The organism is Streptomyces sp. NPDC023838, assembly GCF_040639555.1.
Taxonomy (GTDB): domain Bacteria; phylum Actinomycetota; class Actinomycetes; order Streptomycetales; family Streptomycetaceae; genus Streptomyces.
On record NZ_JBFAAD010000008.1, the window covers coordinates 249,133 to 264,363 of the forward strand.

The window sequence follows — 15,231 nt, forward strand, 5'->3', positions numbered from 1 at the left end:
CAACGCGGCAGACGGGTGCGGACGCATGGGCCGAAGGCACAGAAGCCGCCTGACGGGGTACGTACGTTCGCATGACACCCACTGCGACCTACCGGCTGCAGCTCCAGCCGGACTTCCCCTTCCGTGCCGCCGAGCGTGCCGTTCCGTATCTGGCCTCGCTCGGGGTGTCGCACCTGCATCTGTCGCCGGTCCTGGAGGCGGTGCCGGGGTCGACGCACGGCTATGACGTCGTCGACCACGCGCGCGTACGCGAAGAGCTCGGCGGCGAGGAGGGGCTGCGGCGGCTCGCCCGGACCGCACGGGCGGCCGGGCTCGGCCTGGTGCTCGACATCGTCCCGAACCACATGGCGGCGGCGCCGCGCCACAACCGTCAGCTGTGGGAGGTGCTGCGCGAGGGCCCCGGCTCGCCGTACGCCGCGTGGTTCGACATCGACTGGGCGGCGGGCGGCGGCAAGGTGCTGCTGCCGGTCCTCGCCGGGCCGGTCGGGGACGAGCTGGGGCGGCTGGCGGTGGACCGGGAAAAGGGTGTACTGGCGTACGGGGAGGCGCATGAGTTCCCCTTGCGTGCCGGTACGGAGAGGCTGCCCCTGCCCGAGCTGCTGGACGCCCAGTGGTACCGGATCGGCTGGTGGCGGCTGGCTCGCACCGAGCTCAACTACCGTCGCTTCTTCACCATTTCGGATCTCATCGGCGTCCGGGTGGAGGACGAGGAGGTCTTCGCCGCCACCCACGCCAAGGTGCTGGAGCTTGTCCGGGACGGGGTGGTGGACGGGCTGCGGGTGGACCACCCGGACGGGCTGGCCGATCCGGAAACGTATCTGCGGCGGCTGAGCGCGGCGACTGGCGGGGCCTGGACGGTGGTGGAGAAGATCCTCGCCCGAACCGAGCCGCTGCCCTCCGGGTGGACGGTCGCCGGGACGACCGGCTACGACGCCCTCCACCGGATCGACGGCCTCTTCACCGATCCGGCCGGTCACCGGGAACTTCTCGGCCACTACCAGGAGTTCACGGGTCAGGACGGCGACCGGGGCGGGCACTGGGAGCCGACCGCACGCCGCGCCGCCTACGAGGTGGTCACCCATGACCTGGCCGCCGAAGTCGACCGCCTGACGCGCACGGCGGCGCGGCTGTGCGCCCGCACTCCCGGCCTGCGCGACCACGCGCCGTGGGCACTGAGGCTCGCCCTGTGCGAGCTGCTGGTCCGGATGCCGGTGTACCGCCCGTACCGGACGGGAGCGGAGGAGGTGCTGACTCCGGAGATGGCACACGCTGCGCGGGAGGCCTTCGCGGTGCCGGAGGAAGCGGCGGCGGTCGACGCCGTACGCAGCCTTGTCCTGGGAGACGGCGACCACGGCGACCCCGAAGTCGGTGGTTTCCGGGCCCGCTTCGCTCAGACGTCCTCGGCGCTGCGCGCCAAGTCCCTGGAAGACACAGCGTTTTATCGATATGTATCTCTGCTGTCCGCCAACGAGGTGGGCGGCGACCCCGGGCAACCGTCGGTGTCGCCTGAGGAGTTCCACTCCTTCTGCACCCGGATCGCCCGTGACTGGCCTTCGACCGGGACCGCCCTGTCCACGCACGACACCAAGCGCAGTGCGGACGTACGGGCGCGGATCGCCGTACTGTCCGAGTGCCCGGAGCGGTGGAGGGCCCTGCTCGACCGGCTCTCCGGGGCCGGGGTGTCCGCGCCCGATCCGCAGCTGGCCTGGACGGCGTGGCAGACGGCGGTCGGCCTCGGCGGCGCCGGACTCACCGAGGAGCGGCTGGGCGGCGCCCTACTCAAGGCCGCACGCGAGGCCGGGCTGCGTACGAGCTGGACCGAACAGCAGCCGGTGTACGAGCGGGCGCTGACCGACTTCGCCGCGTCGGGCCCCGCCGGGGCGCTCTCCGAGGAGATCGCGGAGTTCTCCCGTGGCCTGGCGTCGGCCACGCGCGCGAACGTCCTGGGGGCGACACTGGTGCACCTGACGATGCCGGGCGTGCCGGATGTGTACCAGGGCACCGAGTCGGAGTGCCTGACACTGGTCGACCCCGACAACCGCCGGCCGGTGGACTTCCCGGAGAACGGCCTGGAGTCGGCTTCGGACGAGAAGGGCGAGGTTTCCGTGGCGGCTCTTCGGCTGCGGCGGGAACTTCCGCAGTTGTTCGGGGAGTTCAGTACGTACGAGCCGCTGATCGCCACCGGGCCGGCCGCCGACCACTGCCTCGCGTTCTCCCGCTGCGGCGAGGTGGTGACAGCGGTGACCCGGCTCTCCCTGCGGCTGGCCGAGTCGGGCGGCTGGGGCCCGACGGAGCTGGCGCTGCCGGAGGGGGCGTGGGCCGATGTCCTGAGCGCGGCCCACTCCAGCCGGGAGTTCAGGGGGGCGGTGAGGCTGAGCGATCTGTTCGCCGATCGCCCGGTCGCGCTGCTCAGGCGGGTCGTACGAGAAGGGTCCGCGGGGCCCGGGTGAGCAGCCCGGTCTCGGAGGGCCGGAAACCCTCGTCCCAGCGGAGCTCCGGCATGGCCTCGCACAGGGCCCGCACGGCGCACTCCGCCTGGAGTTCGGCCACACGCGCGGCCGGGCAGTCCGGGGGGCCGAAGGCGAGCTGCGCCGGGGCGGCCCGGCGGGGGTCGAACGAGTCCGGGGCGGCGAACCGGTCGGGGTCCCGGCTCGCGGCCCCGACCAGCAGGGCGACCGCGGCGCCCGCGGGGATCGTGCCCTCGGCCATGTGCGTGTTCCCGCGCGCCCGCCTCAGCACGACATGGACGGGCGGGTTCCGCCGCAGGGACTCGCCCCACGCGGCCGCGAGGGCGCCCGGCGTGTCCCGGACGGCTGCCCACTCATCCGGACGATCAAGGAGGTTGGCGAGGAGGGAGGCGAGCGCCTTGCCGATCAGGGAGGACCGGTCGGCGCAGAGGACAGCCAGGGATGCAGCCGGGCCCGCACGGCGGCGCCCGCCGCGACTGCCGCGTGCCATCTCCGCGTACGACAGCCCCAGGGCCATGGCGGCGGTCCCCACGGGCAGCCAGTGGCAGAACTCCCCTGTCAGATCCGCCACTTCGCGCTGGGCCAGCCGCCGCGCGAGCACGAAGGCGGTCCGCTCGGACACCTCCCGCAGAACCCCGAACGCCTCGTCGTCCCCCTCGTGCCGGGGCCCTTCGCACCACACCTCACCGGGCCAGCAGCAGGGCCCGCGCCGGGACCGGACGAGCCCCGGGTCGCCCAGCGCGCCCGCGACATCCCCGTACCGGCTGACCAGCCACGCCCCGAGCCGCTCATCCCTCACCAAGGGGTACGACTCGCGCAGCGTGCGATAGAACCCGTACCGATCGCGCACGGCTTCAGGGCCGAGGAGTGAGGGCCCCACGGGCGCGGCCGCTGCGGCCTCCGCCTCGGCGCCCCAGGCCGCCGGCGTGGGCGCGAGCGGCGGTCGTGTCGGTGCGCCCGGGTCGGCCGGCATGCGGTGTCCTCCCCGGTGGGCGCCCGGGCGGGCGCGGTTGTTCTCAGCGGACCACCGGCGCCTCGCAGTCGCGATCGGCGTTCGGCCGTACGGGTGATACGCCCCTGCCCCCGTACGGCGCGGACCTGCGGAGCAGCTCGGCGAAGGCGGCCGCCGCACCGGTCAGCTCCACGCGGGAGAAGACCGCGAGAGCCCGCTTCCACGGCGGGTCGACGGGCAGCACCACACAGTCCTCGCCGATCCCGCCCCGGACCACGTGCGACGGGGCGGCGACGACACCGACCCCGGCCGCCGCCATCCGTACCGCCGTGGAGGTGTGCTCGGTGCGCAGGGCGGTACGGGGCGCGAAGCCCGCCCGGCCGCAGACGAAGTCCAGGAACGGCACCCCGTCGACCAGCGGCTCCATCGCACACCGCACCCAGTTGTGGTCCGCCAGCTCTTCCAGCCGCACGCTGGACCGCCCGGCGAGCGGGTCGTCGAAGGGGACGATGAGGGCGATCTCCTCGTCCCCGACCTCGACCACCGGCCCGTCCCAGCGGCGCGGCCGGGGGCCCACGGCGAGGTCGGCCGTGCCGCGTTCGAGCTCTTCCTCCAGCGCCTCGGTGGAGGCGTACTCGTGCAGGACGAGGCCGACCCCGGGGTGGTCGCGGCGCCAGTGGGCGAAGACGTCGGGAAGCACTCCCACGGCCACCGAGTGCACCGCCGCGATGTGCAGTTCGCCGCCCTGCGCCCCGGCCGACGCGCGAGCCGCCCGCTGGGCGCGCGCGGCGCTGCGCACGGCGAGCTGGGCATGGGGCAGGAAGGCGCGGCCCATGGGGGTGAGCCGCACCCCGCGCGGCAGCCGTTCGAGCAGATCGCCACCGACCGACTTCTCCAGCGCCTTGATCTGGTGGGACAGCGCGGGCTGGGTGACGTGCAGCAGCTCGGCCGCGCGCGTGAAGGAGGACTCCTCGACGACCGCCACGAAGTACTCCATCTGCCGAAGACTCACTCCGACCCCCACTTCCCCCATAAACGTTGTGCATCGGTCCCACAAGAACATTGCCTTGGACTCATGGCAAGGTCAGGGCAGAGGCTGGACCCATGACCGAGAACGCCGTAACTCCTGTCAACCACACGTCAGATGCGAACCGTACGTCGGATGCGAACCAAGCGCTCGACGTGAACGGAGTGCCCGATGTGAACGGAGTGCCCGATGTGAACCGAGTGCCCGACGTGATCGTGATCGGCGGTGGCACCGGTGGGTACTCCACCGCCCTGCGCGCCGCCGCCCTCGGTCTGACGGTCGTCCTCGCCGAGCGCGACAAGGTCGGCGGCACCTGCCTGCACCGCGGCTGCATCCCGAGCAAGGCGATGCTGCACGCCGCCGAGCTCGTCGACGGCATAGCCGAGGCCCGCGAGCGGTGGGGCGTGAAGGCGACGCTCGACTCGGTGGACTGGCCCGCCCTGGTCGCCACCCGCGACGACATCGTCTCCCGCAACCACAAGGGCGTGGAGGGCCACCTCTCCCACGCCGGGGTCACGGTGGTCCGGGGCAGCGCGCGGCTGACCGGGCCCCGCACCGTACGCGTGGACGGGCACGGCGAGTTCACCGCCCGGCGCGGCATCGTCCTCGCCACGGGCTCCCGGCCCCGGATGCTGCCCGGCCTGGAGGCCGACGGACGGCGCGTGGTCACCAGCGACGACGCTCTCTTCGCCCCCGGACTCCCGCAGTCCGTCCTGGTCCTCGGCGGCGGCGCGATCGGTGTCGAGTACGCCTCCTTCCACCGCTCGATGGGCGCCGATGTCACCCTGGTCGAGGCCGCCGACCGGCTCGTCCCGCTCGAAGACGCCGATGTGAGCCGCCACTTGACCCGTGGCCTGAAGAAGCGCGGCATCGACGTCCAGACCGGCGCCCGCTTCCTGAGCGCGGAGATCCTGGAGAACGGCGTACGAGCGACCGTGCGCACCGCGCGCGGCGAGACCCGTACCGTCGAGGCCGAGCGGCTGCTGGTCGCCGTGGGCCGGGCTCCGGTGACCGACGGTCTCGACCTGGCCGCGGCCGGACTGACCACGGATGAGCGCGGGTTCGTGGCCCCCGCCGACTGGGCCCGGCTCGAAACCGCCGTACCCGGCGTCCATGTCGTCGGTGATCTGCTGCCTCCTCCTTCCCTGGGTCTGGCCCACGCCTCGTTCGCCGAGGGCCTGCTGGTGGCCGAGACGCTCGCCGGTCTGGCGTCGCCGCCGGTCGACTACGCGGCGGTGCCCCGTGTCACGTACTCCTCTCCGCAGACCGCCTCGGTGGGCCTGACCGAGGCGGACGCCCGCAACCGCGGGCACGACGTCGTCGTCAACTCGATGCCCCTGACGGCCGTCGCCAAGGGGATGGTGCACGGCCAGGGCGGTGTGGTGAAGGTGGTCGCCGAGCGCGACGGGCAGGTCCTCGGCGTCCATCTCGTGGGCCCCCACGTCTCCGAGATGATCGCCGAGTCCCAGCTGATCGTCGGCTGGGACGCCGAACCCTCCGACGTGGCCCGCCACATCCACGCCCACCCGACCCTGTCGGAAGCGGTCGGCGAGACGTTCCTGACCCTCGCGGGACGCGGCCTCCACCAGCAGTGACGCGCCGCCGAGCGGGCCACTCGGAGCCACGCCGGGCTGTTGGGGGGCTGCTCGGAGCTGCTCGGGTCTCCGAGTGGCTACTCGGAGACCCGGCCCCCGGCGACGGGAAGCGAGTAGCGCAGCTTCTCGCGGCCGGCCGCGCCCAACCGGTCGTAGAACCGCCGCGCCCCGTCGTTCCAGACCGGCGTCTGCCACTGCACCTGGTCCATCCCCAGCTCCCGGGCCTCGGCGGCCACCGCGTCGACCAGCAGGGCGCCCAGGCCGAGGCCCCGGTGGCCGTCGCGCAGGAAGAGGCAGTCCATGTGCAGATACTCGCGCGCCTGCCAGGTGGAGAACTCGGGTGCGCAGCTCGCGTATCCCACGACCTCGCCGCCCGGTATCTCGGCGACGAAACAGCGCACCCGGGGCCTGTCCTGGCCGAAGAGCAGGGCTCCGAACCGCTCCGCGAAGTCGGGCGCGGGCGGCCCGGCCTTCTCGTACACCGCGTGCTCCGCGGTGAGTTCGGCCAGGCGCGGCAGGTCGGATGGGCGGGCGGGCCGCACACGGGGCTGCTGGTCGTCGTTCATACCGCCATGATGAGGGGCACCACTGACAACGGCCCCGGCTGGGGCGTTCGCCCAGCTCAGTGCGTTGCGAGCCGGAAGCTCATCCGCCCGAAACTCACCTGGTCGCCGTCGTTGACGACCACCGCCCCGGTCACCCGGCGCCCGTTGACGCTCGTGCCGTTCGTGGAGCCGAGGTCGCGCAGCACCCACACGCCGGACTGGTGGCTCAGCTCGGCGTGCACCCGGGAGACCGTCTCGTGGCTGAGCCGCAGCCCGTTGTGCGGGTCGCGGCCGATCCGCAGCGGGTACGGGCCGGGCACGGGGAACAGCAGCTTCGGCAACCGCTCGGACTGCCACGCCCGGCGCATCGCCACGCTGAACCCGGAGACCCGGCTCACCGCCCCGTACAGCGCCCGCGACCAGCGGCTCTGGGTGTCCAGGTCGGCGGTGAGCACGGCCAGCTCCTCGGACCGGCGTGCGGACAGGGCCAGTTCCATCCGCCGCAGGAACGTGTCATGCGACAGCTTTCCCTGCGCGGCGCCCTCTCTGAGCACGTCGAGCACACGGTCGCGCTCGGCGTCCGACAGCCGGGCGGGAGCGGGATACGTGTTGAACGGGAAGGACGACGTCACAGCAGAGATTGTCGGGCCGACGGGCTCGGCGTGTCCAGCAGGGCCCCACTGTGCGTCCGTTTCCCCGTGCCGCCTCCTGACCTGCGAGGAAAACCCGTGTCGGACGGCCGCGCGCAATTGCTACGGTCTGGCCACTGTTACCGCCGATGAGGGGAACCCCTTGACGTCATCCGCGTCGGACATCACCTTCCGTCCGCTCGCCGGGCCCGAGGAACTCGGGCTCTTCCAGCAGCTCTCCTACGTCCTCGACCACGAGGTCGAGGACGACCTGGCCACCGGCCGCCGACTGCCCGCATGGATGTGGGTGGCGCTGCGCGGGGACCGGGTGCTGGCCCGCCTCTCCTGGTGGACGCCACCGGACCACGAAGTCCCGTACACGCTCGACTTCTTCGACGTCGACGACTCGCTGCCGCCCACCGAGCGCCACGCCATCGGTCTGAAGCTCCTGGAGACCGCGACGGCCGCGGTGATCCCGGCCGGGGCCCCGCGCCCGGAGTACGGCCGCTTCACGCCCGGCGACTGGCGCGAGGACCCCCACGCGCGCGAGGTCGTCGAGACCCGGATGAACATCCTGGCCGAGACCGGTGCGCGGCTTCTGGTCGAGCGCCTGCGTCTGGAGTGGCGTCCGGGGGCTCCGGTCCCCGCCCCGTCCACGCGGCTCGTGTTCCGCCCGGCGACCGACCGCGAGGAACTGCTCTCGCTGATGACGCTGGTCCTGGAGGGCACGCTCGACGAGCACAGCCGTACGGAACTGCGGACGATGACACCGCGCGCGTCGGCGGAGCTGATGTACGAGGAGGAGTTCGCGACGTACCGGACACCTCGGGAGTGGTGGCGCATAGCCGAACTCCCGGACGGCGGCGGCCCGGTCGGCTTCGTCATCCCGGCACGCAACAACTACCACCCGATCATCGCGTACATCGGCGTCCTGCCCGCCCACCGCGGCCACGGCTACATCGACGACATCCTGGCCGAGGGCACGCGCATCCTGGCCGCGCAGGACGTCCCGCGCATCCGCGCCGCTACGGACTTCGGCAACGTGCCGATGGCGAACGCCTTCGCGCGCGCGGGGTACGTGACCTTCGGGTGCGCGATCAACATGGTGTGGCCGAGCGACGGCTGAACCCTCTCTCATGGTCCGGCCGGGGGACAGCCGAAACGTCTCACCGAGCTCAGTCGACTGAAACGATTCTCCGGACTCAGTCGGCGGCCCGCTGGGCCCGGATCACGTCCCGGTACCACCGGTAGGAGTCCTTCGGGGTGCGCCGCAGCGTGGGATAGTCGACATGGACCAGACCGAAGCGCTGTGCGGCGCCCTCGATCCACTCGATGTTGTCGGTGAGGGACCACACGAAGTAGCCGCGCACGTCCACGCCTTCGGCCATGGCGCGGTGCAAGGCGCGCAGGTGCCCGTCCAGGTAGCGGATGCGGGCGGCGTCCTCGATGCCGTCGTAGGAGCAGCCGTTCTCGGTGATGTAGACGGGTGGCAGCCGGTCTCCGTAGCGCGTCTTCAGTTGAACGAGCATCTCGCGCAGGCCGTCCGGGACGACCGGCCAGCCGAAGGCGGTGGTCTCGTACCCCTCGATCTCCCTGATGCCGAAGGGCAGTTCGGCGGGCATCGCGAACCCCGCGAAGGAGTCGACGGCCTCGGGCGCGGGCGCGCCCACGCGCGTGGGGTTGTAGTAGTTCACGCCGTACCAGTGGAGCGGAGCCGAGATGACGGCGAGGTCGTCCTCGACCGGACCCGGCATCAGGGCGGCGAAGTTCTCGTCGGGGTAGCGGCCGGTGAGGACCGGGTCCGCGAAGAGCCAGTTGCTGATGGTGTCGTAGAGGTCGGCGGCGAAACGGTCCTCCTCGCTCTCGCCCGCCGGCCACACAGGAGTGTGCGAGACAGCGAGGCCTATGTTCCGGGCGCCCGCAGCGCGCAGCGCCCCGACGGCCAGTCCGTGGGCCAGCAGCTGGTGGTGGGCGGCTGGAAGGGCGTCGAAGAGGAGTTTCTTGCCGGGAGCGTGCTCGCCGAGCGCGTAGCCGAGCAGCGTCACCTCGGCCGGCTCGTTGACGGTGATCCACATGGGGACGCGGTCGGCGAGCCTTTCGGCCACTACGCGCGCGTAGTCGGCGAACCGGTGGGCGGTGTCACGCTGGAGCCAGCCGCCCGCCTCCTCCAGCTCCAGCGGGGTGTCCCAGTGGTAGAGGGTCGGCGCGGGAGTGATGCCGTGGGCGCACAGCTCGTCGACGAGGCGGTCGTAGAAGTCGAGCCCCGCCGCGTTGACCGGGCCGCTGCCGCCCGGGACGACACGCGGCCAGCTGACCGAGAAGCGGAAGGCTCCGGCGCCGAGCCCGGCGAGCAGGGCGACGTCCTCGCGGTAGCGCGCGTGGAAGCCGGTGCCCCTCGACGCGTCGGCGCCGTCCTTGATGCGCCCGGGCTCGGCGGCGAAGGCGTCCCAGCCGGAGGGGCCCTTTCCCTCGGCTGCGGCTGCTCCCTCGGTCTGGAAGGCTGAGGCGGAGGCTCCCCAGAGGAAGCCGTGCGGGAACGGCGGCAGGGTCATGGATCCGGACCTTAATGGCGAGTATCCACAACCTCCAGACCTTGATCCGGCCTTCCGCACACGATGGATGCCCTGTTCCACGGTTTGACGGTGCGCGGGCAACGGGAGGTATCAAGGATGTTGTTCGAGGTGTGGGCGCCGCAGGCGGACCGGGTCGCCCTTCAGCTGGAGGGCACGACCCACGACATGGAGCCGCACCCGGTGCGGACCGGATGGTGGCTGACCGAGGCCGGGGCCCGGGACGGCGACCGCTACGGGTACGTCGTGGACGGGGGCCACCCCCTGCCCGACCCCCGCTCGCGCCGCCAGCCGGACGGCCCGGACGGCCTCAGCGCCGTCGTCGACCACGACGGCTTCCCCTGGCAGCACCCCTGGAAGGGCCGCCGGCTGTCCGGCGCGGTCCTCTACGAGCTGCACATCGGCACCTACACCCCAGAGGGCACCTTCGACGCCGCGGCCGCCCGTCTCGCCCATTTGGCGGAACTGGGGGTGACGCATGTCGAGCTGATGCCGGTGTGCCCGTTCCCGGGGCGGCACGGCTGGGGATACGACGGAGTGGCCCCCTGGGCCGTCCACGAGCCGTACGGCGGCCCCGAAGGGCTGAAACGATTTGTCGACGCGGCACACGCGCACGGCCTCGGCGTCGTCCTCGACGTCGTCCACAACCACCTCGGCCCCTCCGGCAACCACCTCCCGGCCTTCGGCCCGTACTTCACGGACACCCACCACACGCCGTGGGGCTCCGCCGTCAACCTGGACGCGCCGGGGTCGGACGAGGTGCGCGCGTACCTCGTGGAGAGCGCGCTCGCCTGGCTGCGCGACTACCGGCTCGACGGGCTGCGCCTGGACGCCGTGCACGCGCTGTTCGACACGCGCGCGTTGCCGTTCCTCGAAGAGCTCTCCACCGCCGTCGACGTGCTCTCCGTACAGCTCGGCCGCCCGCTCTTCCTGGTCGCCGAGTCCGACCAGTGCGACCCGCGCACCACCGCCCCGCGCGCGCAGAACGGCCTCGGGATGCACGCCCAGTGGAACGACGACTTCCACCATGCCCTGCACACCGCGCTGACCGGCGAGTCCCAGGGCTACTACGCCGACTTCGCGCGCGCCCCGATCGCCGCCCTGGCCAAGACCCTCACCCGGGTCTTCTTCCACGACGGCACCTATTCGAGCTTCCGCGGCCGCACCCACGGACGGCGCGTCGACCGCACGAGGATCCCCGCCCACCGCTTCCTCGGCTACGCCCAGACCCATGACCAGATCGGCAACAGGGCGCTGGGCGACCGGCTCTCCGCGACGCTCTCCCCCGGCCTGCTCGCCTGCGCCGCCGCGCTGGTGCTGACCGGCCCGTTCACGCCGATGCTCTTCATGGGCGAGGAGTGGGGCGCCCGCACGCCCTGGCAGTACTTCACCGACCACCCCGACCCCGAGCTCGCCGAGGCCGTCCGTACGGGCAGGCGGCGGGAGTTCGCGGCGCACGGCTGGGCCGAGGAGGACATCCCCGACCCGCAGGACCCCGCCACCCGGGCGCGCTCCTGTCTGGACTGGGACGAGCCGGCGAAGGAGCCCCACGCGCGCGTGCTCGCCTGGTACCGCGTGCTGATCGCGCTGCGCCGCGCCCGCCCCGACCTCACCGACCCGGACATCGCCGCGGTCAAGGTCGTCCACGACGAGGATGCCCGCTGGCTGATGTTCCGGCGCGGCGACATCAGGACCGTCGTCAACCTGGGCAAGGAGGCCGCGGTGATCCCGCTGGGCCGCAACAACTGCCAGGTGCTGGCTGCCTGGGAGCCGGTGCGACCGCCGAGCCCGGACGGCGAGTTCCGGCTGCCGCCCGAGTCGTGCGCGGTCCTCGGCCCGGCAAGCTGACGCCTGCCCGGCCGACCGGGCGATTCATCGACTAGTCGACGAGCGCCATCTCGCGCTCGGTGTTGTTGAAGCTGCGCCCGCCGTCCTCGGTGACCGTCACGATGTCCTCGATCCGTACGCCGAACCGCCCCGGCAGATAGATCCCCGGCTCGACGGAGAAGCACATCCCCGGCACCAGTGGCTGTTCCTCGCCCTCGATCATGTAGGGCGGCTCATGGGTGGTGACGCCGATGCCGTGACCGGTGCGGTGGATGAAGTACTCGCCGTATCCGGCCTCTTCGATCACCGCGCGCGCCGCACGGTCGACGTCCTGGCACGCCGCGCCGGGCTTCACCGCCTCGCAGCCGGCCCGCTGGGCCTCCCGTACGACGTCATGGACGCGCTGCTCCTCGGCGCCGGGCTCGCCGACGTGGACGGTACGGGTGGTGTCCGAGCCGTAGCCGTGCTTGAGGCCGCCGAAGTCGAGGACGACCATGTCGCCGCGCTCGATCGTCCGGTCGCCCGCCTCGTGGTGCGGATTGGCGCCGTTGGGGCCGGACCCGACGACCGTGAAGTCCACCTGCGAATGGCCGAACTCCAGGAGCAGCGCGGCCAGATCGGCGGCCACATCCGTCTCCCTGCGCCCGGCGAACCGGACCTTGAGGATCTCTCCGTACGCCGCGTCCGCCGCCTCACCGGCCGCCTCCAGGCGCGCCAGCTCGTGCGCGTCCTTGACCGCCCGCAGCATCGGGAGCGCCTCTGTGAGGGCCACGTAGGACGTTCCCGGGAGCTTCTGCTGGAGCCCGAGCAGATGCATCGCCCAGGCGTTGTCGCTCACGCCGAACCGGCCGTCCACGTCCAGCAGGGGCGCGGTCACGCCGTACGGGTCGGTGCCGTCGGTCCAGTCCCGCAAGGTGAGGGCCGCGGCCCCGGCGGCGCGCTCGGCGTCCGGCGCCTCCAGCTTCGGTACGACGAGGACCGGCTCCCGCCCGGCCGCGAGCACCAGCACCGTCAGCCGCTCGGTGATCGCGGTCGGCTGATAACCGGTCAGATAGACCAGGTCGGGCCCGGGTGCGACGAGCACTCCGGCCAGTCCGGCATCGGCGGCGGACTCGGCGGCGCGGGCCATCCTGGCCCGGTAGTCGTCGGCAGTGAAGGGCGCGGGAACAGGTGTCATGGGCATGAGCCCTATCCTGCCGGTACGCCGACGGGCACGCGATCGGGACGGCGGAAAAGCACGGGCCCTGCCCGCACGCCGGTCAGGCGCCCTCCTGGCTGTCCCCCACCAGCCGCTCCAACAGCTCCTGGAAGTCGTCACCGACGACGATCCGCAGGCCGTCGCCCTCTTCCTCCCGGTCGCTGAGCTGGGTGAGCATGCCGTCGCGCCACCAGTAGACGAACGGGCTGATGGCGCCGGGCGTGTCCTCGAAGCCGGTCGCCGCGAAGGACGCCATGGCGTTGAGCGCCGGGATCATGCCGGAGTCGCGGATCACGTGGAACGCGAGCTGGTGGCGGAACGGCATGGCGACCAGGGCGCCGTCCCGCGTCAGCTCGCGCCCGGTGAGCTGCGGCACCAGGGCGTCAAGCGCGAGCACCCGGCTGGCCGTGTAGAACGAGTCCCCCACGACCACCTCGAACCGCATGCCGTCCTCACCCTTGACGGTCTCGTGCGACTCGACGGGCAGCTGCCTGAGGTTGCGCAGGGCCTGGGCGCGCAGGTCGGGAACGCGGCCGAGGGGCTCCAGCGCTTCGTCGGTGAGCATCATGACGCTCTCCGGAAGATCGAGCGCGAGGATCTCGTACAGGCCCGGTGCGATACCGCGCGCGTAGCTGAAGGTCTGCGGATCGAGCCCCGCCTCGCTGATCACCCGGGGGTAGAGCTGGGCGCGGATCTGCTCGGGTGGCAGGGTATCCAGCGCGGAGGGACCGTCCATGGTGCGCAGCACCATCCCGACATGTCGACGAATCAGTTCCGGCCACACGCGGGGCCCACGGCGGTCGTTGTGGCACACCGCCGCGAGGTTCGCGAGGCCGAACCGGCGGCCGCCGCTGTCCTTCACAGAGTCCGCGTAGACGGTTACCTCCAGGCCCTGCTCGGCGAACGCCTCGCGCACCTGGGCACGGAACCGCGAACCCTCGTCGGCCGAGAAATAGCCGAACTCCGCGTCCCGGGGCGCGTCGCTCCGGTCCCGCTTCGGCCCCCGTCGGAATATCCCCACGTCAGCTGCCTTCCGTCACACGGGTCACACGGTAGCCCCGCGGTAGATCCCTACGCCGTTCCCACGCCCGGTGAAGGCCGAGCCTACCCAGCCCCGAACTGGCTGACGACAAGATCCGCACGGTCCCGGCCACCTGCCACCACGCGCGCGTTGGCCTCGTCGGATTCCCTGACCCACCGTTCGGCGTACGGGCGGGCCTTCCCGTACCGCACGTGCCGCTCGACGAGCCTGCGCACCCGTTCCTCGCCGTCGATCTCCAGGAACCAGACCTCGTCGAGCAGGGACCTGACCGGTGCCCATCCGCCCTGGTCGTGCAGGAGGTAGTTCCCCTCGGTGACGACGAGCGGGACGGCGGGATCGATCGGGATGCTCCCGGCGACCGGCTCCTCGCGCGAACGGTCGAAGGCCGGCGCGTACACCACGGTGCCGGGCTCCGGCGCGCGCAGCCGGGTGAGCAGTGCGGCGTATCCGGCGGCGTCGAAGGTGTCCGGGGCACCCTTGCGGTCGGCGCGCCCGAGGCGGACGAGTTCGGCCTGGGCAAGGTGGAAGCCGTCCATCGGGACGAGCACCGCCTGCCCGCCGAGCCGCTCCACCAGCCGTCCGGCCAGTGTGGACTTCCCGGCGCCGGGCGCCCCGGCGATGCCGAGCACACGCCGACGGCCGGAGAGGGCGAGCAGCCGAGCACGCTCGACGAGACGATTCAGCGCAGCGATCTCCATGCCGGGCATTCTCTCGTGGCCCGGACCATCGATTCGTGGCGGCTTGGCGCCCTGGGAGTCATACGTATAACCTCATGCCATGTCCCATATCGCCCTGATCACGCTCGTCGTCCGCGACTACGACGAGGCCATCGCCTTCTACACCGACGTCCTCGGCTTCGAACTGGTCGAGGACACCGACCGCGGGGACGGCTCCCGCTGGGTGGTGGTCCGCCCGCGCGGCACCGGCACCGCGTCGCTGCTGCTGGCCCGCGCCAAGAACGAGGCCGAGAGCGCCAGCGTCGGCGCCCAGACCGGCGGCCGGGTCGGCTTCTTCCTCTACACGGAGGACTTCGCTGCCGACCACGCCCGGATGACCAAGGCCGGCGTCCGCTTCCTGGAGGAGCCGCGCCACGAGGTGTACGGGTCGGTCGCGGTCTTCCAGGACCTCTACGGCAACCGCTGGGACCTGCTGCAGCCCGCGTGACGCGGGCCGGTATCCGTGCCGGAAGAGCATGCGGTGCCGGACCGCATGTGGCTCCAGAACGCAGAAAAGCCCCGTACCGGAATCCGGTACGGGGCTTTTCCCAAAATTTGTTCGGCGGCGTCCTACTCTCCCACAGGGTCCCCCCTGCAGTACCATCGGCGCTGAAAGGCTTAGCTTCCGGGTTCGGAATGTAACCGGGCGTTTCCCTAACGCT

General features: G+C 72.1%; 13 protein-coding genes and 1 rRNA gene. 5 read left to right on the forward strand and 9 right to left on the reverse strand.

What is annotated here, in order from left to right:
- The first annotated feature begins 71 nt into the window (after nucleotides 1-71).
- On the forward strand, nucleotides 72-2,450 hold the full coding sequence (gene treY / locus AB0G17_RS13735) for a malto-oligosyltrehalose synthase (protein ID WP_361380553.1): 2,379 nt from the start codon (nucleotides 72-74) through the stop codon (nucleotides 2,448-2,450).
- Here the strand turns inward: treY and AB0G17_RS13740 are convergent.
- Nucleotides 2,410-3,441 carry a cytochrome P450 gene (locus AB0G17_RS13740; RefSeq protein WP_361380556.1) on the reverse strand — a complete coding sequence of 344 codons (1,032 nt, stop codon included), beginning with the start codon at nucleotides 3,439-3,441 and terminating at the stop codon, nucleotides 2,410-2,412. The genes treY and AB0G17_RS13740 overlap by 41 nt on opposite strands.
- 43 nt (nucleotides 3,442-3,484) lie before the next feature.
- Nucleotides 3,485-4,417 (reverse strand): LysR family transcriptional regulator, encoded by a 933-nt coding sequence (locus AB0G17_RS13745; protein ID WP_361380559.1) that lies wholly within the window; start codon nucleotides 4,415-4,417, stop codon nucleotides 3,485-3,487.
- Between the two features lie 212 nt (nucleotides 4,418-4,629).
- On the opposite strand from AB0G17_RS13745, the gene lpdA reads away from it, so the two are divergent.
- Nucleotides 4,630-6,042, forward strand: coding sequence for a dihydrolipoyl dehydrogenase (gene lpdA / locus AB0G17_RS13750; RefSeq protein ID WP_361380634.1), 1,413 nt, complete (start codon nucleotides 4,630-4,632; stop codon nucleotides 6,040-6,042).
- 77 nt (nucleotides 6,043-6,119) lie between these two features.
- Here the strand turns inward: lpdA and AB0G17_RS13755 are convergent, their stop codons facing one another.
- Together AB0G17_RS13755 and AB0G17_RS13760 are read right to left on the reverse strand one after the other, a co-directional pair.
- On the reverse strand, nucleotides 6,120-6,608 hold the full coding sequence (locus AB0G17_RS13755) for a GNAT family N-acetyltransferase (RefSeq protein WP_361380562.1): 489 nt from the start codon (nucleotides 6,606-6,608) through the stop codon (nucleotides 6,120-6,122).
- Nucleotides 6,609-6,664: 56 nt separating this feature from the next.
- On the reverse strand, nucleotides 6,665-7,219 hold the full coding sequence (locus AB0G17_RS13760; protein WP_361380565.1) for a DUF1707 and FHA domain-containing protein: 555 nt from the start codon (nucleotides 7,217-7,219) through the stop codon (nucleotides 6,665-6,667).
- Between the two features lie 160 nt (nucleotides 7,220-7,379).
- On the opposite strand from AB0G17_RS13760, the gene AB0G17_RS13765 reads away from it, so the two are divergent.
- Nucleotides 7,380-8,342, forward strand: a complete 963-nt coding sequence (locus AB0G17_RS13765; RefSeq protein WP_361380568.1) for a GNAT family N-acetyltransferase — start codon at nucleotides 7,380-7,382, stop codon at nucleotides 8,340-8,342.
- Between the two features lie 76 nt (nucleotides 8,343-8,418).
- Here AB0G17_RS13765 and AB0G17_RS13770 read toward each other — a convergent pair whose 3' ends face one another.
- Nucleotides 8,419-9,768, reverse strand: coding sequence for a GH1 family beta-glucosidase (locus tag AB0G17_RS13770; protein ID WP_361380571.1), 1,350 nt, complete (start codon nucleotides 9,766-9,768; stop codon nucleotides 8,419-8,421).
- Nucleotides 9,769-9,885: 117 nt separating this feature from the next.
- On the opposite strand from AB0G17_RS13770, the gene treZ reads away from it, so the two are divergent.
- Nucleotides 9,886-11,634 carry a malto-oligosyltrehalose trehalohydrolase gene (gene treZ / locus AB0G17_RS13775; RefSeq protein WP_361380574.1) on the forward strand — a complete coding sequence of 583 codons (1,749 nt, stop codon included), beginning with the start codon at nucleotides 9,886-9,888 and terminating at the stop codon, nucleotides 11,632-11,634.
- A gap of 31 nt (nucleotides 11,635-11,665) precedes the next feature.
- Here the strand turns inward: treZ and AB0G17_RS13780 are convergent, their stop codons facing one another.
- The 3 genes from AB0G17_RS13780 to AB0G17_RS13790 form a co-directional block, all read right to left on the reverse strand.
- Entirely contained in the window at nucleotides 11,666-12,796 is a 1,131-nt protein-coding gene (locus AB0G17_RS13780) for an aminopeptidase P family protein (protein ID WP_361380577.1), read from the reverse strand.
- Nucleotides 12,797-12,872: 76 nt separating this feature from the next.
- Nucleotides 12,873-13,832, reverse strand: coding sequence for a hypothetical protein (locus tag AB0G17_RS13785; RefSeq protein WP_361380580.1), 960 nt, complete (start codon nucleotides 13,830-13,832; stop codon nucleotides 12,873-12,875).
- A gap of 83 nt (nucleotides 13,833-13,915) precedes the next feature.
- Nucleotides 13,916-14,551 (reverse strand): nucleoside/nucleotide kinase family protein, encoded by a 636-nt coding sequence (locus AB0G17_RS13790; RefSeq protein ID WP_361380583.1) that lies wholly within the window; start codon nucleotides 14,549-14,551, stop codon nucleotides 13,916-13,918.
- A 79-nt stretch (nucleotides 14,552-14,630) separates the two neighbouring features.
- Between AB0G17_RS13790 and AB0G17_RS13795 the strand changes: the two genes are divergently transcribed.
- Nucleotides 14,631-15,017 carry a VOC family protein gene (locus tag AB0G17_RS13795; protein ID WP_361380586.1) on the forward strand — a complete coding sequence of 129 codons (387 nt, stop codon included), beginning with the start codon at nucleotides 14,631-14,633 and terminating at the stop codon, nucleotides 15,015-15,017.
- A 109-nt stretch (nucleotides 15,018-15,126) separates the two neighbouring features.
- On the opposite strand, the gene rrf is transcribed toward AB0G17_RS13795, so the two are convergent.
- A 5S ribosomal RNA gene (gene rrf, locus AB0G17_RS13800) occupies nucleotides 15,127-15,231 on the reverse strand; the annotation flags it as partial.